The sequence below is a fragment of the Hydrogenophaga sp. GW823-FHT04C09 genome (assembly GCF_058796355.1).
In genome coordinates this window covers 51,225-69,229 of the sequence record NZ_JBXAIO010000009.1, presented here as the reverse complement: position 1 = coordinate 69,229, position 18,005 = coordinate 51,225, and the positions used below count along the sequence as shown (strand labels likewise).

Here is an 18,005-nt window from a genome sequence, read left to right as displayed (position 1 = left end):
GTCAAACGGAGTGGCACAAACGGAGACCTGAAATCGCTCCGTTCAACCGGTTGCGCGCCTGACCCGAGCACGTCAACGTGCGAATGGATACCAGCGCAAAGCCAAGCATTATAGCCCGAAGGCGGCAATGCCGCCAGCCCCGGGGCCATGGCGCGCCAGAGGCTCACTTTTTGAGCTTGGCCAGTTCGGCAAAGGGGTTCTTGCGGGGCGCCGCGGCCTCGGGAGCGTCCCCGGCCCCCGCCGTGCGCAGGGACACCGGCTCAGGGCAGGTGTCGTGCATGGGCACCAGGGGCAGTTCCATCAACAGCTCATCCTCCAGCACGTCGTGCAGATCGGGCCTGGGCTCCAGGGCCAGCAAGTCCTCTTCGCAGTCGTCATCCTGGGCTTCGGCCGTGGCCTCATCGGCCACGAAACGGAACCAGCGGTCCACGGTCAAGGGCGTGTCCACAGGCGCGAGGCAGCGCTGGCAAGTCAGCGGCACCCGGGCATCGGCCTGCAAATGCAGCCAGACATCGGGCGTGCCGCCGCTGGCCGCCGGCCGCATTTCGCCCTGCGCCCGCCAGCGCACGGGCGTGAGCGTCGCGCCATCGTCCAGGGCCGCTTCGGCCTGGACGCGGGGGAATGCCGAAAGCGGCTCTTCGTCCTGCAGGCTGGCGGCCGCCTGGGCGAAGGCACGCACGTCCAGGCGCCGAGGGTTCCAGGCCGTCTTGGGGGTGTCTTTCATCCGGGCAGTGTAAAAGAATGCGGGGAGAATACCGGGATGACCACCGCTTCCGATCCGTCATCCGACACCCCGTCCCGAGCCCTCATTCTGGGTTCCACATCGCGGTACCGCCATGAACTGCTGTCCCGGCTGGGCGTGCCCTTCGAAGCGATCGCCCCCAACGTGGACGAAACACCCCGGGCCGGGGAAAAGCCGGCGGATCTGGCACTTCGCCTGGCCATTGAAAAAGCCCGGAATGTCGCGCAACGACACCCCCAAGCCGTGGTGATCGGCAGCGACCAGGTCGCTGACCTGGCTGGCGAACCGCTTGGCAAGCCAGGCACCCATGAGCGGGCCGTGGCCCAGCTGAGGCGCATGCGCGGCCAGACCGTGGTGTTCCAGACCGCGCTGGCGGTGGTGTGCCAGGCCACGGGCTTCGAGCACAGCGACATCGCTGCGGTGCGGGTGGTGTTCCGTGACCTGAGCGACGGCGAAATCGAGCGTTACCTGCGCGCGGAGCAACCCTACGATTGCGCCGGCAGCGCCAAGAGCGAGGGCCTGGGCATCGCGCTGCTGGAGCGCATCGACAACGACGACCCGACGGCCCTGGTGGGTCTTCCGATGATCCGCACCTGCCGACTGATTCGCGCGGCGGGGGTGAAGTTGTTGTGAGCGCCCACTCCGAATCACGCGGCACGCTCTACCTCGTGCCCACCCCCCTGGATTTCGGCGTGGCGCAGGCCACGCCCGTGGCGCCCTCCGAGTGGCTCCCCGCCGAGACGCTGGGCACCGCCCGGCGCCTGACTCACTGGATCACCGAAAACGCCAAGAGCACCCGCGCCTTTCTCAAGCGGGTGGACGCCCTCGCCAGCCTGGCCGCCCCCTTGCAGGCGCAGCAGATCACTGAGCTGCCCAGAGCGGCCCACAAGAAGGGGGACCATGCCCCGCAGGCCGAAGGCGACGCACAGGCCCGTGAACTGCTGGCCCCCGCCCTGCTCGGGCACGACATCGGCCTCGTCAGCGAAGCCGGCATGCCCGCCATCGCGGATCCGGGAAGCTCCATCGTGCGCGCCGCGCACGCGATGGGCCTGCGCGTGGTGCCGCTCACCGGCCCCATCTCGCTCATGCTGGCGCTGGCCGCCAGTGGGCTGAATGGACAGAGCTTCGCGTTCGTCGGCTACGTGCCCCAGGACGCCACCGAGCGCGCCAAACGGTTGCGGGAACTGGAAGCCCTGGCCCTGAAGACCGGGCAGACGCAGATCCTCATCGAAACGCCCTACCGCAACACCGCCCTCTTGCAGGCGCTGCTGCAAACGCTGCATCCGCACACACGCCTGGCCGTGTGCGGGGCACTCACCTTGCCGCAGCAGGTCTGCCGCAGCGCGCTGGTGCAGGAGTGGAAGCGCAACCCCCAGACCCTGTCCGGCGAGTTGCCGCTGGACGCGCCCTGCGTCTTCCTGCTGGGCCGCTGAAGCCCGGGCTCAGACGCCCAGACGCTTCAGGTGCGCGCGCACCGAAGCGCTGAGTTCGGTGTTGGCCAAGGCCAGATCGATCGTGGCCTCCAGAAAGCCTTCCTTGCTGCCACAGTCGTAGCGCTTGCCGGCGTAGCGGAAGGCCTGCACCTTTTCCTTGCCGATCAGGGCCGCGATGCCGTCGGTGAGCTGGATTTCGCCCCCCGCGCCACGCGGTTGCTGACGGATGCTCTCGAACACCGCCGGCGTGAGGATGTAGCGACCGGCCACGGCCAGGGTCGAGGGGGCCACGTCGGGCGCCGGCTTCTCCACCATCGCGAACACCTCGGCCAGCGCCTGGTTGGCGCCGTGCACGTCGACGACGCCATAGCGGCGCGTCTCGGCGCGCGGCACGTCCTGCACCGCGAGCACCGTGCCCGGGCTGGACTCGTAGGCCTGCACCATCTGCTGCAGCACGGTGGCACCGCCCTGCGCCTGGTCCTGGCCCATCATCAGGTCGTCGGCCAGCAGCACCGCGAACGGCTCGTTGCCCACCAGGCGCTCGGCGCAGAGCACCGCATGGCCCAGACCCAGCGCGCGAGGCTGGCGCACATAGACGCAGTCCATGTCGTCGGGTTTGATGGAATGCACCAGCTGGAGCAGGGCGGACTTGCCCGCGGCCTCCAGCTCCATCTCCAGTTCGTAGGCGGTGTCGAAGTGGTCCTCGATGGCGCGCTTGTGGCGCCCGGTCACGAAGATCATTTCGCGGATGCCGGCGGCGTAGGCCTCCTCCACGGCGTACTGCATCAGCGGCTTGTCCACCACCGGCAGCATCTCCTTGGGGATCGCCTTGGTGGCCGGCAGGAAACGGGTGCCCAGGCCACCCACGGGAAATACGGCTTTGCGGATCGTCATCTTGGTTTGGCTCGCATGTTCGTGAAGAAAGGCTCACCATGTTAACGGCGCACACGCCGACGTCCATCGAAAGGCTACACTGCAGCGGATTGAAAGCGGGGTTCCCCCCACTGGTTCAACCCACTCCCATCCGGCATGAGCATCACCCCCGTCATCCTTTGCGGAGGCTCCGGCACCCGTCTGTGGCCTCTGAGCCGCCAGAGTTTTCCCAAGCAGTTCGTGCCTCTGGTGGGCGACAAGAGCCTGCTGCAGCTGACCCTGGACCGCTTGGCCTGGTGCGACAACCCGGTGATCTGCGTGGCCGCCGAAGACCACCGTTTCCTGGTGGCCGATGCGATCGAAGCGGAAAACGTGCCCGGGCAGGTGCTGCTCGAACCGGCGGCGCGCAACACCGCCGCGGCCATGGCGCTGGCCGCCCTGCTCGCCCGCTCGAAGGACAACGCCGATCCCCTGCTGCTGTTCTGCCCCTCCGACCACCACATTCCCGATGCTTCGGCCTTCGCCCAGACCATCCGCCAGGGTGTCCCGGCCGCCGAGGCCGGCGCCATCGTCACCTTCGGCGTGATGCCCAGCTTCCCGAGCAGCGCCTACGGCTACATCCAGCAGGGCGATGAGCGCGCCGATGGCAGCCGCAAGGTGGCCCGCTTCATCGAAAAACCCGCACCGGCCGCCGCCCAGGCCTTGCTGCTGCAAGGCAACGTGCTGTGGAACGCGGGCATCTTTCTCGCGCGCGCCAGCACGCTGCTGGCCGCGCTCGCCCAGCACGCCGCCGACATCCTGCAGGCCTGCGAAAAGGCCATGGCCAGGACGCGGCAGGACCGGGTGGGCCAGATCCAGTTCGTTCGCCCCGACGCCGAATCCTTCCTCGCCTGCCGCTCGCAGAGCATCGACTACGCGGTGATGGAGCCGCACGACGACGTGGCCGTCGTGCCCTTCCAGGGCCAGTGGAGCGATGTCGGCAGCTGGAACGCGGTGGCCGAACTGAGCGACGCCGATGGCGAAGGCAACCGCATCACCGGGCAGGGCCACGCGCTGAACGCGCGAAACACCTTCATCCACGCGCCGGGCCGCACCGTGGTGGCGCTGGGCACACAGGACCTGCTGATCATCGACACCCCCGACGCCTTGCTGGTGGCCCAGCGGGACCATGCCGAGCAGGTGAAGGACGTGGTGGCCCACCTCTCGCAGCGCAAGGTGCCGCAGGCCGCGATGCACCGCCGCGTGGCGCGCCCCTGGGGCTGGTACGACAGCGTCGACATGGGCGAGCGCTTCCAGGTCAAGCGCATCGGCGTGAAGCCGGGCGCCTCGCTCAGCCTGCAGAAACACCACCACCGCGCCGAACACTGGATCATCGTCAAGGGCACGGCCGAAGTCACGCGTGGGCAGGAGGTGTACCTGCTGTCGGAGAACCAGTCGACCTACATCCCCATTGGCGAAGTGCACCGGCTGCACAACCCCGGCAAGATGGTGCTGGAGATGATCGAGGTCCAGTCGGGCAGCTACCTCGGCGAGGACGACATCGTGCGGCTGGAAGACATCTACGGCCGCCAACCCGACCCCGCCACCAAGAAGTAAAAAAATGAAAGTTCTGCTCACCGGCGGCGCCGGCTACATCGGCAGCCACACCGCCGTGGCCCTCATCGAAGCCGGCTTTGAACCGGTGTTGCTGGACAACTTCGCCAACAGCCACCCCGTGGTGTTGGACCGCCTCGCGCGCATCACAGGGCAGACGATGCCGTTCGAAGAAGGCGATGTGCTGGACACGCCCTGGGTTGAAGAGGTGCTGCGCCGCCACCGTCCTGTGGGTGTGATCCATTTCGCGGGCGACAAGGCGGTGGGCGAAAGCGTGGCGCTGCCCCTGAAGTACTTCCACAACAACATCGGTGGTGCGGTCAGCCTGCTGCGCGCCATGGAGACCGTGCACGCGGAAGACCCTTCGATCGCGCCCACGCTGGTGTTCTCCAGCAGCGCGACGGTGTACGGCGATCCGGCCACCGTGCCGATCACCGAGGACTTCCCGCGCAGCCACACCAACCCCTATGGCCACAGCAAACTGGTCATCGAAGACATGCTCACCGCCCTGTGCGCGGCCCGTCCGGCCTGGCGCGTGGGCACGCTGCGCTATTTCAACCCGGTCGGTGCCCACCCCAGCGGCCTGATCGGCGAGGACCCGGCGGGCATTCCCAACAACCTGATGCCCTACGTGGCGCAGGTGGCCGTGGGCCAGCGCGAACACCTCAACGTGTATGGCAACGACTACCCCACGCCCGATGGCACGGGTGTGCGCGACTACATCCACGTGCAGGACCTGGCCGCCGGTCACGTCGCCGCCATCAAGGCCCTGCTGAGCCGGGGTGAGAGCTTCACGGTGAACCTGGGCACGGGCAGCGGCCACAGCGTGCTGGACGTGGTGCGCGCCTTCGAACAGGCCAGCGGCCGCCCGGTGCCCTACCAGATTGCCCCACGCCGCGTGGGTGACGTGGCCCAGTGCTGGGCCGACCCGGCGCTGGCCTTGCGCCTGCTGGGCTGGCAGGCGAAGCACACGCTGGACCAGATGTGCGCCGATGCCTGGCGCTGGCAGAGCGGCAACCCCAACGGCTACAAGGGCTGAACCCGCCCCGGGGCCCTCACTTCAGCTGCACGCCGGCCGCACGGGCCGCCAGGAACATCCCTTCGCCCATGCTGGCGCCAAAGCGCTTGGCCAGGCGCAGGCCCACGTTCTCGCGGCGCGTGTAGTCCACGATCTCCTCGGCCTTGACGATCTCGCGCGCCACGTAGTCGAGGTTGCCCAGGCCGTCGGCCAGGCCGAGCGCCACCGCCTGTTGGCCATTCCAGACCAGGCCGCTGAAGGTGTCGCCGTTCTCCTTCAGGCGATCGCCACGGCCCTTTTTCACCACCTCGATGAACTGGGCGTGGATCTGGCCCAGCATGGTCTGGATGTAGGCCTTCTGCGCCTCGTCCTGCGGGCTGAACGGGTCCAGCATGGCCTTGTTGGCCCCAGCGGTCATGAGACGGCGCTCGATGCCGAGCTTGTCCATCAGGCCGGTGAAACCGAAGCCGTCCATCAACACGCCGATGCTGCCGACCAGGCTGGCCTTGTCCACGTAGATGTCGTCCGCCGCCGCGGCGATGTAGTAGGCGGCCGAGGCACAGGTTTCTTCCACCACCGCATAGACCTTCTTGTCGTGCAGACCCTTGAGGCGGGTGATCTCGTCGTTGATGATGCCGGCCTGCACCGGGCTGCCGCCGGGTGAGTTGATCAGCAGCACCACGGCCTGCGCGCCCTCGTCCTCGAACGCGGAGCGCAGCGAGGCCACCACGTATTCGGCGCTGGCTTCGGCCCCGCTGGCGATCTCCCCCTTGATGTCCACCACCGCCGTGTGCGGGGTGCTCACCGTGGTGGTGGTGTTGCTGGTGTAGGCGAACCAGGCAATGGCGCCGAACACCGCCAGCCAGAGCAGCCGGCTGAACATCTTCCAGCGGCGCGCGGACTGCTGCTCGCGGATGGTCGCGAAAACCAGTTTTTCCAGGGTGGCGCGCTCCCAGGCCACGCCCGGCGTGCGGTCGCTGGAGGCGTTGGCGGACGGGCCGGGGAAATCGTCGTTCATGGTCGAAGGCTCTCAGAATTCAAGGGGTTTGAGGTGGTATTGTGACCGCCAGTGGACCACCCCGTCGTGCTCCACCAGTTCGATCTTGACCAGCCCGCCCCGGCATGGCCCACCCTGGCAGGCACCGGTGTCGGGCTCGTACACCGCGCCGTGCGTGGCGCAAAGCAACCAGCGGCCGCTGTCGTCGAAAAACCGATCGGGCTGCCAGTCCATTTCCATCGCCACGTGGGTGCAGCGGTTCAGGTAGGCGTGCGGCTGGCCGCGGTAGCGGATCGCGAACGCGCGGCAGGTCTGGCCCGCGTACACCACGTCGAACGACACGGCACGCCCCCCATCGACCAGATCCCGGCTGTTGCACAGCGCGTAGACCGGATCGTCGGAGGGGATGCTCATGGCCGGCTCAGGCGTGGGCGTTCAGCCAGTCGTGCAGTTCGCGCACCGAGTGCGCCACGTGCAAGGGGTTGAGCACCGCGAAGCTGGCCGGTTCGTGCGCGCCGTAGCTCACGCCCACGCTCGCGCAGCCGGCGTTGACGGCCATCTGCAGATCGTGCGTGGTGTCGCCGACCATCAGGGTGCGCTCGGGCGCCACGCCGAACTCGCGCATCAGCTCGTGCAGCATGCGGGGGTTGGGCTTGCCCGCGGTCTCGTCGGCGGTCCGTGAGCCATCGAACACGCCCTGCAGCTCCACCGTGTGCAGCACCTCGTTGAGACCCGCCCGGCTCTTGCCGGTGGCCACCGTCAGCCAGTGGTGGCGGCGCTTGAGCTCGGCCAGCAGCGGCAACACCCCTTCGAACAGGCTCAGCTCGTGCTGCGCCGCCATGTAGTGGTGGCGGTAGCGCTGCCCGAGCTCGGGGTAGCGGTCGGGTGGCACGTCGGGCGCGGCGTGGGCCAGGGCCTGCATGAGGCCCATGCCGATCACGTAGCTGGCCGCCTCGCGGGTGGGCGCCACACCCCCGACATCCACCACCGCCGACTGGATGCAACGGGTGATGAGCGCGGTGGAATCGAACAGGGTGCCGTCCCAGTCGAAGGCGATGAGATCGAATTGGCGCGGGCGCATGGGGTCAGGCACAAAGGGTTTGCGCATGGTGGCGCAAGTGGTCTTCGATGAAACTGGCGATGAAGTAATAACCGTGGTCATACCCCTCGTGCCGGCGCAGCGTGAGCGGCTGGCCGGCCTGCGCGCAGGCCGCCTCGAACAGGTGGGGGTGCAGCTGGGCGGCCAGGAAATTGTCCGCCAGCCCCTGGTCGATCAGCAAGGGCGGCGCCTTGCGCCCGGCCTTCACGAGTTCGGTGGCGTCGTGCGCGGCCCAGGTGGCGCGGTCGTCACCCAGGTAGCCACCGAAAGCCTTCTCGCCCCACGGGCACTGCGTGGGCGCGGCGATCGGCGCAAACGCCGACACGCTCTGGTACAGCCCGGGGTGGCGCAAGGCCAGCGTGAGCGCTCCGTGGCCACCCATGGAGTGGCCAAAGAGGCCGACGCGGTCGTCCCGCGCGGGAAACTGCGACAGCACGAGCCCGCGCAACTCTTTCGTGACCCAGCTTTCCATGCGGAAGTGCGTCGCCCAGGGCGCTTGCGTGGCATCGAGGTAGAAGCCCGCGCCGTGGCCGAAGTCCCAGGCCGCGCTCGCGCCCTCGATGCCGGTGTCGCGCGGGCTGGTGTCGGGCGAGACCAGCATCAGGCCCAGCTCGGCCGCCACGCGCTGCGCGCCGGCCTTGATGGCGAAAGTCTCCTCGGTGCAGGTCAGCCCCGCCAGGTAGAACAGCACCGGCACCGGGCCCTGCGCGGCCTGCGGCGGCACGAACACGCCGAACTTCATCGGCAGGCCGATCCCGGCCGAGGCGTGGCGGTAAAAGCCCTGCACGCCGCCGAAGCAGCGGTGCTCGCTCAAGGTCTCCAGCACCATCAGAACTCCACGACAGCGCGGATGGACTCGCCGCGCTTCATCAGCGCGAAGCCCTCGTTGATGTCGGCCAGCTTGAGCTTGTGGGTGATCAGGTCGTCGATGTTGATCTTGCCGTCCATGTACCAGTCCACGATCTTGGGCACATCGGTGCGGCCCCGCGCGCCGCCGAAGGCCGAGCCTTCCCATTTGCGGCCGGTGACGAGCTGGAACGGGCGCGTGCTGATCTCGGCACCGGCCTCGGCCACGCCGATGATGATGCTGCGGCCCCAGCCCTTGTGCGTGCACTCCAGCGCCTGTCGCATCACCTGCGTGTTGCCGATGCACTCGAAGCTGTAGTCGGCCCCACCGTCGGTCAGCTGCACGATGGCATCGACCACGTTCTCCACCTCCTTCGGGTTGATGAAGTGCGTCATGCCGAACTTGCGCGCCATCTCCTGGCGGGCGGGGTTGAGGTCCACACCGATGATCTTGTCCGCGCCCACCATCTTCGCGCCCTGGATCACGTTCAGGCCAATGCCACCCAGGCCGAACACCACCACGTTGGCGCCCGCCTCCACCTTGGCGGTGAAGATCACCGCGCCGATGCCGGTGGTCACGCCGCAGCCGATGTAGCAGACCTTGTCGAACGGGGCGTCCTCGCGGATCTTGGCCAGCGAGATCTCGGGCGCCACGGTGTAGTTGCTGAAGGTGCTGGTGCCCATGTAGTGGAAGATGGGCTTGCCGTCCAGGCTGAAGCGGCTGGTGGCATCGGGCATCAGGCCCTTGCCCTGCGTGCCGCGGATCAGCTGGCACAGGTTGGTCTTGCGGCTCAGGCAGAACTTGCACTGGCGGCATTCGGGCGTGTACAGCGGAATGACGTGGTCGCCCTTCTTGAGCGTGGTCACGCCCGGGCCCACGTCGACCACGATGCCCGCGCCTTCGTGGCCCAGGATGGCCGGGAAGATGCCTTCGGGGTCCGCGCCCGAGAGCGTGTAGTAGTCGGTGTGGCAGATGCCGGTGGCCTTGATCTCAACCAGCACCTCGCCGAATTTCGGCCCCTCCAGGTCCACGGTTTCAATGGTCAGGGGCTGGCCTGCTTTCCAGGCCACGGCGGCTTGCGTCTTCATGGTGTGCTCTGCTCGGAGGTTGTGAAATCGGTCACGAGGTTACCGCAGATCACACCCCCTCACCGGAGCGACATGACAAGACCCGAAACACCGCGGAACTGGCTTTGCCAGGCCGCAGGTGTTGCCCCCTGAGGGGGTAGCGCGAAGCGCTGCGGGGGTCACTCTGTCTTCGCGCCGCCCTTGAACCATTGGCCGATCAAGGCGCGCTCTTCCTCGGTGAGCCCGGTCGCGTTGTTCATCGGCATCAGCCGCGTGACCACCGCCTGCTGGTACACCGCCTGCGCGTGCTGCTTGAGCGCATCGGGCGTGTCCAGCCGCACGTTCTTGGACTGCAGCGCCTCGCCATGGCACATCACGCAGCGCTGGTCGATCACCGGCTTGACCTGCGCATAGCTCACGGTGGCGGGCACCGCCACCGCCTGCACCGGCGCCGGCTTGAGCCAGACGATCAGCGCAATCAGCGCCACCACGCCAGCTACCGCATACGGCCAGGGGTGCTTGTTGCGGCCCAGCTTGTAACCGTGGCGCATCACGAAGAACTGGCGGATCGCCGCGCCGGCGAACATCATGCCGATGAGGATCAGCCAGTTCTGCGGGTGCGTGTAGGTGAAGCTGTAGTGGTTGCTCAGCATCGCGAACACCACCGGCAGCGTGAAGTAGGTGTTGTGCACGCTGCGCTGCTTGCCGCGCTTGCCGTGGATGGGGTCGACCGGTCGGCCGGCCTTGAGGTCGGCCACCACCGTGCGCTGGCCCGGGATGATCCAGAAGAACACGTTGGCGCTCATGGCGGTGGCAATCATCGCGCCCACCAGCAGGAAGGCCGCGCGCCCGGCGAACAGCTGCGTGGCCAGCCAGGCCGCCACGCACACCAGCACCAGCACCAGCGCGCCCACCTTGGCGTCACCGTTCTCCTTCTGGCCCAGCGTGCGGCAGATCGCGTCGTACAGCAGCCAGAACACCACCAGGAAACCCAGTGCGGTGGCGATCGCCGCGGCCGGCGACCACTCGAACACCTTCGGGTCGATCAGGTAGACGCTCGGGCTCCAGAGGTAGGAGATGAGGAACAGCGCGAAGCCCGAGAGCCAGGTGGAGTAACTCTCCCAGTAGAACCAGTGCAGATGGTCGGGCAGCTTGGGCGGCGAGACCGCGAACTTCACCGGGTGGTAGAAGCCGCCGCCGTGCAGGGCCCAGAGTTCGCCACTGACACCGTCCTTCTTGAGCTGCTCGTCCTCCGGCGGGGTGAGGCTGCTGTCAAGAAAGACGAAATAGAAAGATGAGCCAATCCAGGCAATGGCCACGATGACGTGCAGCCAGCGAAGCAGCAGATTGGCCCAGTCGAGCAGGTAAGTTTCCATGGCACCTCAAGGCAAGGTCAGGGCTTGCGACTCACCACCGCGGGCGCTCTGAGTCGTCTGAGGGCCGCGTTTGAGTGTTGTGGGAACACCCGCTCCGCTGCGACCGGTCGGCCAAAGTGTATACACTTTTTGAGAACATTCAAGAGGTCATGCGCGCATCGGCCGTGGTTTCGCAGACAAGCAACAACTGCGCCACCACCGAGGCGGCGATCACGGCCGGCGCCTTGCCCTGGATGCCCGGCAGGCCGATGGGGCAGGCGATGCGCGCCAGCTCCGCCTCGCTGAAACCGCGCTGGCGCAGGCGGCGCTGGAAGGTCGCCCACTTGGTCTTGCTGCCGATCAGCCCCACGAAGCCCAGATCGTCATGTTGCCGTTGCCGTTGCAGGCAAGCCGCCACGATGTCGAGGTCTTCGGCGTGCGAGAAGCTCATGATCAGCACGCTGGAGCGCGGCGCCAGGTCGCGCACCGCGAGCTGCACCGGTTCGGAGTACTCGGTGCGCACCCCGATCGGCAGGTCGTGCGGAAACACCTCGTCCCGGCTGTCGATCCACGTCACATCGAACGGCAGCGGCGCCAGCGCCTGCACCAGGGCGCGGCCCACGTGGCCACCGCCGAACAGCGCCAGCGGCGCATGGCCAAAGGTCAGGCGCTGGCGCAGCGCCTCGCGGCAGGAGGCATCGACCAGTTCGAATTGCAGCACCAGGGCCCCGCCGCAGCACTGGCCCAGGCTGGGGCCCAGGGTGACCGCCTGCGACCAGGCGGCGGGCCGCTCGCTGGCCCCGCGCCCCAGCGCCTCGCGCGCATGCCGCATCGCGTCCCACTCCAGGTGCCCGCCACCGATGGTGCCGACCGCGCCACCCGCCGCGCCCGCGAACACCGCCATCCACGCACCGGTTTCGCGCGGCACGGATCCGCGCGTCGCGCCGACCGTCACCAGCACGGCGCGCTCCGTCGCCAGACGCAATAAAAAGGCTTCAAGGTCTGAGAGCATCTGTGGCGCCGCCGTCAAAAAAGAGGTATGGACACGCAATCGGAATCGAGGACACCCAGTATCCGCCCCTACTGTACCCACGCCCTACCGAAAACGCCCATACACTTCATCCGCCCCGCCATATGGTCCAGCCGAAGACCCCGCCCGACCCCCGATCCCTTTGCAGGTCAGCCACCATGAGAGACATCACCCCCGCTCCCCGTCCGGCCCCGCGCGCGGACGCCGCCGACCAGCCCCGCGCGCCCTGGGGCTGGCTCGGCCTGTGCACCGCCGCCCTGCTGGCCGCCTGTGCCGCGCCGCTGCCCCCACCGCCGCCACCGCCACCGCCCCCACCACCGGCTCCGGTGCCCGCACCGCCGCCGCCCGTGAGCGCCCTGCCCGCACCCGACTTCATTTCGCACGCCGCCTCGCCGCACGACTACCGCAAGGACGGCGCGCGCCACATCTACGAACGCAATGCCCACCGCATTTACAAGGGCCAGCTGCCGCCCCTGATGCATGCCGTGGGTGTGCTGCAGGTGCAGGTCGATGGCCGCGGCAATGTGCAGAACATCAACTGGATGCGCGCGCCCAGCCATGTGCCCGACGTGATGCGCGAGATCGAGCGCACCGTGCGCGCCGCCGCCCCCTTCCCCGCGCCCGTGCGCATGGGCAGCGTGACCTACACCGAGGTCTGGCTGTGGGACAAGAGCGGCAAATTCCAGCTCGACACGCTGACAGAAGGCCAGCGTGACAAGTAGGCCTCGATCCCTTCGAAAAAAAACCCGCCATCCGGCGGGTTTTTTTTATGCCCGCTCAGCTGCCCCGGTAGGTGGAGTAACTCCAGGGGCTCACCAGCAGCGGCACGTGGTAGTGCTGGTCGGTGTGCGCCACGCCGAAGTCCAGCGACACGCGGTTGAGGAAATTGGGCTCGGGCAGCTTCACGCCCTTGGCCGCGAAATACCCCGTCACGTCGAACACCAGCCGGTAGGTGCCCACCTTCAGGCTGGCGTTGTCGTACAGCGGCCCGTCCGGGTTGCGCCCGTCCGCGTTCAGCGTGAAGCGTTTGACGAGCGTGGCCTTGTCGCCCTCGGTGGTGTGCAGTTCCACCACCATGCCGGCGGCAGGGCAGCCGTGCATCGTGTCCAGAACGTGTGTGCTCAAGCCCATGGTGTGTTGTCCTTCCAGTGTTTGATGGTCGACCGAAAGTGTATACACTTTTTGTTTTTCTGGATATGATGCGCCGCATGGAAACCTCCAGCACCCTGCACATCGTCGAGTCGCTCACGCGGGCCATCGTGGAGCACCGGTTGCACCCGGGCACCAAGCTGGCCGAGCAGAAGCTGGCCGACCACTTCGGCGTCTCGCGCACCCTGGTGCGCCAGGCCTTGTTCCAGCTCTCGCAGAACCGGCTGATCCGGCTCGAACCGGCGCGCGGGGCCTTCGTGGCCACGCCCTCGGTGCAGGAGGCGCAGCAGGTGTTCGCCGTGCGCCGCATGCTCGAGGTGGAGATGACGCGCGCCTTCGTGAAGACCGTGACCAACGCCAAGATCAAGGCGCTGCGCGAACACGTGGCGCAGGAAAAGATGGCCGTCAACAACGAGGACGTGGCCGGTCGCACCGAGTTGCTGGGCGACTTCCACGTGCGCATGGCCGAGCTCATGGGCAACCAGGTGCTGGCCGAGCTGCTGCGCGAACTCATCTCGCGCTGCGCCCTGATCACCCTCATGTACCAGAGCAACCAGGCCGCCGAACACTCGAACGACGAACACGCCGACATCGTCAAGGCCCTGGCCGCGCGCGACGAGGAACTGGCGGTGCGCCTGATGAACGAACACCTGCTGCACGTGGAGGAAAACCTGACCTTCGACCGCAAGCTGCCGACCAACGACATCTCCATGGCCTTGTCATGACGCTTTACGACTCCACGCGCGATTACCCGCGCGATCTGGCCGGCCACGGCCGCGATGTGCCTCATGCCCGCTGGCCCAACGGCGCGCGCATCGCCGTGCAGTTCGTGCTGAACTACGAAGAAGGCGGCGAGAACAGCGTGCTGCATGGTGACGACGCGTCCGAGCAGTTCCTGTCCGAGATGTTCAATCCCGCGGCCTACACCGCGCGCCACATCAGCATGGAAGGCATCTACGAATACGGCTCGCGCGCCGGCGTCTGGCGCATCCTGCGCGAGTTCGAGCGGCGCGGCCTGCCGCTCACCGTGTTCGGCGTGGCCACCGCCCTGCAGCGCAGCCCGGACGTGACCGCCGCTTTCAAGGAGCTGGGTTACGACATCGCCTGCCACGGCCTCAAGTGGATCCACTACCAGAACGTGGACGAGGCTACCGAGCGCGCCCACATGGCGCAGGCCATGCAACTGATCGAACGCCTCACCGGCAGCCGGCCCCTGGGCTGGTACACCGGCCGCGACAGCCCCAACACGCGCCGCCTGGTGGCCGACTACGGCGGCTTCGAATACGACAGCGACTACTACGGCGACGACCTGCCGTTCTGGATGAAGGTGCGCAAGACCGACGGCAGCGACGCGCACCAGCTCATCGTGCCCTACACGCTGGACTGCAACGACATGCGCTTCGCGCTGCCCCAGGGCTACTCGCATGCCGACCCGTTCTTCCAGTACCTGAAGGACACCTTCGACGCGCTCTACGCCGAAGGCGACCCCGACGGCCTGGACCGGCCCAAGATGATGAGCATCGGCATGCACTGCCGCCTGCTCGGCCGGCCCGGCCGCATCACCGCGCTGCAGCGTTTCCTGGACCACATCCAGCAACACGACAAGGTCTGGGTCGCGCGGCGCCTGGACATCGCGCGCCACTGGACAGCCACCCACCCCTTGACGCCCCCTGAACATGCCGCCTGAGGCCGCCCCCATGCCCATCACCCTGGAACAACTCAACCGAGCGCCGCTGGCCGAAGCCACGCAGATGCTCGACGGCCTCTACGAACACTCGCCCTGGATCGCGGAACAGGCGCTGGCCCAACGCCCCTTCGCCTCGCTGGCCGCGCTCAAGCACGCCATGGTGACCGTGCTCAACCAGGCCGGCCGGGAGCCGCAGCTCGCGCTGATCCGCGCCCACCCGGAACTCGCGGGCAAGGCCATGGTGGCCAAGTCGCTCACCGCCGAGTCCACCAACGAGCAGACCAAGGCCGGCCTCACGAACTGCACGCCCGAGGAGTTCGCGCACATCCAGCAGCTCAACGCGCAATACAACGCGAAGTTCGGTTTCCCGTTCATCCTCGCGGTGCGCGGCCCGCGCGGCGTCGGCCTGAACAAGCGCGAGATCATCGCCACCTTCGAGCGCCGTCTGGGCCACCCGGTGGACTTCGAGCGCGCCGAGTGCCTGCGCAACATCCACCGCATCGCCGAGATCCGGCTGAACGACAAGTTCGGCTTCGAGCCCACCGTCGGCCACCGCGTGTGGGACTGGCACGAAGACCTCGCGCGCCACAGCGACCCCGGCTTCGCCGAACACGGCCAGCTCACCGTGACCTACCTGACCGACGCGCACCGCGCCTGCGCCGCCGACATCGCTGCCCGCATGCGCGACTGCGGTTTCGACGAGGTGCACATCGACGCCGTGGGCAACGTGGTCGGCCGCTACCACGGCAGCACGCCCGATGCCCCGGCCCTGCTCACGGGCAGCCACTACGACACCGTGCGCAACGGCGGCAAGTACGACGGCCGCCTGGGCATCTTCGTGCCCATGGCCTGCGTGCAGCAGCTGCACACTGCGGGCCGGCGCCTGCCGTTCGCCTTCGAGGTGATCGGCTTCGCCGAAGAGGAAGGCCAGCGCTACAAGGCCACCTTCCTGGGCTCGGGCGCGCTCACCGGCCACTTCAACCCCGCGTGGCTCGATCAGCTGGACGCCGATGGCGTGAGCATGCGCGACGCCATGCGGCACGCCGGCCTGCCCGCCACGCTGGAGGCCATCGGGGCGCTGGAGCGCGACCCCTCGAAGTACCTCGGCTTCGTGGAAGTGCACATCGAACAGGGCCCGGTGCTCAACGAGATGGATCTGCCGCTGGCCGTGGTCACCTCCATCAACGCCAGCGTGCGTTACCTGTGCGAAGCCGTCGGCATGGCCAGCCACGCCGGCACCACGCCCATGGACCGCCGGCGCGACGCCGCCAGCGCGGTGGCCGAACTCGCGCTCTACGCCGAGCAGCGTGCCGCCGCCGACGGCGACTCGGTCGCCACCATCGGCATGCTGCAGGTGCCCGGCGGATCGATCAACGTGGTGCCCGGCCGCTGCCTGTTCTCGCTCGATCTGCGCGCGCCCAGCAACGAACAGCGCGATGCGCTGGAGCGCGACATCCTCGCGCAGCTGCGCGGCATCTGCGAGCGCCGCGGCATCGGCCTGAAGACCGAAGAAACCATGCGCGCGGCGGCCGCGCCCAGCGCACCCGCCTGGCAGGCGCGCTGGGAAAAGGCCGTGGCCGCCCTGGGTGTGCCGCTGCACCGCATGCCCAGCGGTGCCGGCCACGACGCCATGAAACTGCACGAGGTCATGCCGCAGGCCATGCTCTTCGTGCGCGGCCTCAACAGCGGCATCAGCCACAACCCGCTGGAGTCCACCACCAGCGACGACATGGAACTGGGCGTGAACGCCTTCTCGCACCTGCTCGACCAACTCGCCACCGAACACCCGAACTGAACGCCATCATGACCACCGAACACCAACTGGATGCCTGGATCGACGCCCACTTCGACGAGGAGGTGCGCTTCCTGCAGGAACTCGTGCGCGTGCCCACCGACACGCCACCGGGCAACAACGCGCCGCACGCCGAGCGCACCGCCGAGCTGCTCGGCGCCATGGGCCTGAAGGCCGAACGGCACGCCGTGCCCGCCAACGAAGTGGAGGCCGCCGGCCTGCAGAGCATCACCAACCTGATCGTGCGCCGCCCCTACGGGCCGGGCAAGACCATCGCCCTCAACGCCCACGGCGACGTGGTGCCACCCGGCGAAGGCTGGACGCACGACCCCTACGGCGGCGAGGTGGTGGACGGCCGGATCTACGGCCGCGCCACGGCCGTGAGCAAGAGCGACATCGCCAGCTTCACCTTCGCGATCCGCGCGCTCGAATCGCTCAACGCGAAGCTGGCCGGCGGCGTGGAACTGCACGTGACCTACGACGAGGAATACGGCGGCGAGGTCGGCCCCGACTGGCTGCTGAACAAGGGCCTGACCAAGCCCGACCTGATGATCGCCGCCGGTTTCAGCTACCAGGTGGTGGTGGCCCACAACGGCTGCCTGCAGCTGGAGGTGACGGTGCATGGCGACATGGCGCACGCCGCCATTCCCGACAGCGGCACCGACGCGCTGCAAGGCGCCACCCACATCCTCAACGCGCTGTACGCGCTCAACGCCGACTACCTGAAGGTCACCTCCCAGGTCGAAGGCATCACCCACCCCTACCTCAACGTGGGCCAGATCAGCGGCGGCACCAACACCAACGTGATCCCCGGCAAGGTGGTGCTCAAGGTGGACCGCCGCATGATCCCCGAGGAAGACCCGGCCGAGGTGGAAGCATCGCTGCGCCGCACCATCGAACAGGCCGCGGCCAGCTTCCAGCCGCCGCGCGGCGGCCGTGAGCTCAAGGTGGACGTGCGCCGCATCCTGCTCGCGCGCGCCATGAAGCCGCTGCCCGGCAACCAGCCGCTGGTGCGGGCGATCCAGAAGCACGGCCAGGCCGTGTTCGGCGAAACCATCCCCGCCGTGGGCACGCCGCTCTACACCGACGTGCGCCTGTACGTGGAGCGCGGCATCCCCGGCGTGATCTACGGCGCGGGCCCGCGCACGGTGCGCGAATCGAACGCCAAGCGCGCCGACGAGCACCTGCAGCTCGACGACCTCAAGCGCGCCACCAAGGTGATCGCGCGCACCCTCTTCGAGCTGCTGCAACCCGCCTGAACCATCCATGAAACACCGCGCCCGGCGCGGTCTTGAGGGCTTGAACGCGTGACACAATGAACCC

General features: G+C 68.0%; 19 protein-coding genes. 9 read left to right on the top strand and 10 right to left on the bottom strand.

From position 1 onward, the window contains the following. Positions 1–163: 163 nt before the first annotated feature. On the bottom strand, positions 164–724 hold the full coding sequence (locus AC1Q9M_RS21950; protein WP_382321229.1) for a YceD family protein: 561 nt from the start codon (positions 722–724) through the stop codon (positions 164–166). 36 nt (positions 725–760) lie between these two features. On the opposite strand from AC1Q9M_RS21950, the gene AC1Q9M_RS21945 reads away from it, so the two are divergent. Continuing rightward, the gene (locus AC1Q9M_RS21945) at positions 761–1,375 is read left to right on the top strand and encodes a Maf family protein (protein WP_382321231.1); all 615 of its coding nucleotides are present in this window, start codon (positions 761–763) and stop codon (positions 1,373–1,375) included. After that, positions 1,372–2,175: an SAM-dependent methyltransferase gene (locus AC1Q9M_RS21940; protein WP_382321233.1), complete on the top strand. Its 804-nt coding sequence runs from the start codon at positions 1,372–1,374 to the stop codon at positions 2,173–2,175. Before AC1Q9M_RS21945 ends, AC1Q9M_RS21940 begins: the two co-directional genes overlap by 4 nt. A 9-nt stretch (positions 2,176–2,184) precedes the next feature. Here AC1Q9M_RS21940 and galU read toward each other — a convergent pair whose 3' ends face one another. Beyond that, on the bottom strand, positions 2,185–3,069 hold the full coding sequence (galU, locus tag AC1Q9M_RS21935; RefSeq protein WP_382321235.1) for a UTP--glucose-1-phosphate uridylyltransferase GalU: 885 nt from the start codon (positions 3,067–3,069) through the stop codon (positions 2,185–2,187). Positions 3,070–3,204: 135 nt separating this feature from the next. Here galU and AC1Q9M_RS21930 point away from each other — a divergent pair, with 135 nt between their 5' ends. Beyond that, positions 3,205–4,644: a mannose-1-phosphate guanylyltransferase/mannose-6-phosphate isomerase gene (locus AC1Q9M_RS21930; protein ID WP_444687188.1), complete on the top strand. Its 1,440-nt coding sequence runs from the start codon at positions 3,205–3,207 to the stop codon at positions 4,642–4,644. 4 nt (positions 4,645–4,648) lie between these two features. Then, the gene (gene galE / locus AC1Q9M_RS21925; RefSeq protein WP_492435749.1) at positions 4,649–5,680 is read left to right on the top strand and encodes a UDP-glucose 4-epimerase GalE; all 1,032 of its coding nucleotides are present in this window, start codon (positions 4,649–4,651) and stop codon (positions 5,678–5,680) included. Positions 5,681–5,696: 16 nt separating this feature from the next. Here the strand turns inward: galE and AC1Q9M_RS21920 are convergent, their stop codons facing one another. The 7 genes from AC1Q9M_RS21920 to xdhC form a co-directional block, all read right to left on the bottom strand. Next, positions 5,697–6,677: a S49 family peptidase gene (locus AC1Q9M_RS21920; protein ID WP_444687189.1), complete on the bottom strand. Its 981-nt coding sequence runs from the start codon at positions 6,675–6,677 to the stop codon at positions 5,697–5,699. 12 nt (positions 6,678–6,689) lie between these two features. After that, on the bottom strand, positions 6,690–7,070 hold the full coding sequence (locus tag AC1Q9M_RS21915; protein WP_291114379.1) for a Rieske (2Fe-2S) protein: 381 nt from the start codon (positions 7,068–7,070) through the stop codon (positions 6,690–6,692). A gap of 7 nt (positions 7,071–7,077) precedes the next feature. Then, positions 7,078–7,737 carry an HAD family hydrolase gene (locus tag AC1Q9M_RS21910; RefSeq protein ID WP_444691480.1) on the bottom strand — a complete coding sequence of 220 codons (660 nt, stop codon included), beginning with the start codon at positions 7,735–7,737 and terminating at the stop codon, positions 7,078–7,080. A 4-nt stretch (positions 7,738–7,741) separates the two neighbouring features. Beyond that, entirely contained in the window at positions 7,742–8,581 is an 840-nt protein-coding gene (fghA, locus tag AC1Q9M_RS21905) for an S-formylglutathione hydrolase (protein WP_492435865.1), read from the bottom strand. Between the two features lie 2 nt (positions 8,582–8,583). After that, positions 8,584–9,690 (bottom strand): S-(hydroxymethyl)glutathione dehydrogenase/class III alcohol dehydrogenase, encoded by a 1,107-nt coding sequence (locus AC1Q9M_RS21900; protein WP_382321241.1) that lies wholly within the window; start codon positions 9,688–9,690, stop codon positions 8,584–8,586. Between the two features lie 158 nt (positions 9,691–9,848). Next, complete coding sequence (locus AC1Q9M_RS21895; RefSeq protein ID WP_291121978.1) at positions 9,849–11,045, bottom strand: urate hydroxylase PuuD; 1,197 nt, start codon at positions 11,043–11,045, stop codon at positions 9,849–9,851. A 139-nt stretch (positions 11,046–11,184) separates the two neighbouring features. Continuing rightward, entirely contained in the window at positions 11,185–12,036 is an 852-nt protein-coding gene (xdhC, locus tag AC1Q9M_RS21890) for a xanthine dehydrogenase accessory protein XdhC (RefSeq protein ID WP_492435745.1), read from the bottom strand. A gap of 176 nt (positions 12,037–12,212) precedes the next feature. Here xdhC and AC1Q9M_RS21885 point away from each other — a divergent pair, with 176 nt between their 5' ends. Continuing rightward, complete coding sequence (locus AC1Q9M_RS21885; protein WP_382155830.1) at positions 12,213–12,776, top strand: energy transducer TonB; 564 nt, start codon at positions 12,213–12,215, stop codon at positions 12,774–12,776. Positions 12,777–12,831: 55 nt separating this feature from the next. Here the strand turns inward: AC1Q9M_RS21885 and uraH are convergent, their stop codons facing one another. Continuing rightward, the gene (gene uraH, locus AC1Q9M_RS21880) at positions 12,832–13,185 is read right to left on the bottom strand and encodes a hydroxyisourate hydrolase (RefSeq protein ID WP_291121102.1); all 354 of its coding nucleotides are present in this window, start codon (positions 13,183–13,185) and stop codon (positions 12,832–12,834) included. A 68-nt stretch (positions 13,186–13,253) separates the two neighbouring features. Here uraH and AC1Q9M_RS21875 point away from each other — a divergent pair, with 68 nt between their 5' ends. The 4 genes from AC1Q9M_RS21875 to AC1Q9M_RS21860 are packed head-to-tail and all read left to right on the top strand — an operon-like array spanning position 13,254 to position 17,941. Then, on the top strand, positions 13,254–13,928 hold the full coding sequence (locus tag AC1Q9M_RS21875; RefSeq protein ID WP_291121100.1) for a GntR family transcriptional regulator: 675 nt from the start codon (positions 13,254–13,256) through the stop codon (positions 13,926–13,928). Continuing rightward, positions 13,925–14,890: an allantoinase PuuE gene (puuE, locus tag AC1Q9M_RS21870; protein WP_444687194.1), complete on the top strand. Its 966-nt coding sequence runs from the start codon at positions 13,925–13,927 to the stop codon at positions 14,888–14,890. The genes AC1Q9M_RS21875 and puuE overlap by 4 nt, the downstream gene beginning before the upstream one ends. A 10-nt stretch (positions 14,891–14,900) precedes the next feature. Then, on the top strand, positions 14,901–16,685 hold the full coding sequence (uraD, locus tag AC1Q9M_RS21865) for a 2-oxo-4-hydroxy-4-carboxy-5-ureidoimidazoline decarboxylase (protein ID WP_382321250.1): 1,785 nt from the start codon (positions 14,901–14,903) through the stop codon (positions 16,683–16,685). Between the two features lie 8 nt (positions 16,686–16,693). Then, positions 16,694–17,941 (top strand): M20/M25/M40 family metallo-hydrolase, encoded by a 1,248-nt coding sequence (locus tag AC1Q9M_RS21860; RefSeq protein ID WP_382321252.1) that lies wholly within the window; start codon positions 16,694–16,696, stop codon positions 17,939–17,941. Positions 17,942–18,005: the final 64 nt, after the last annotated feature.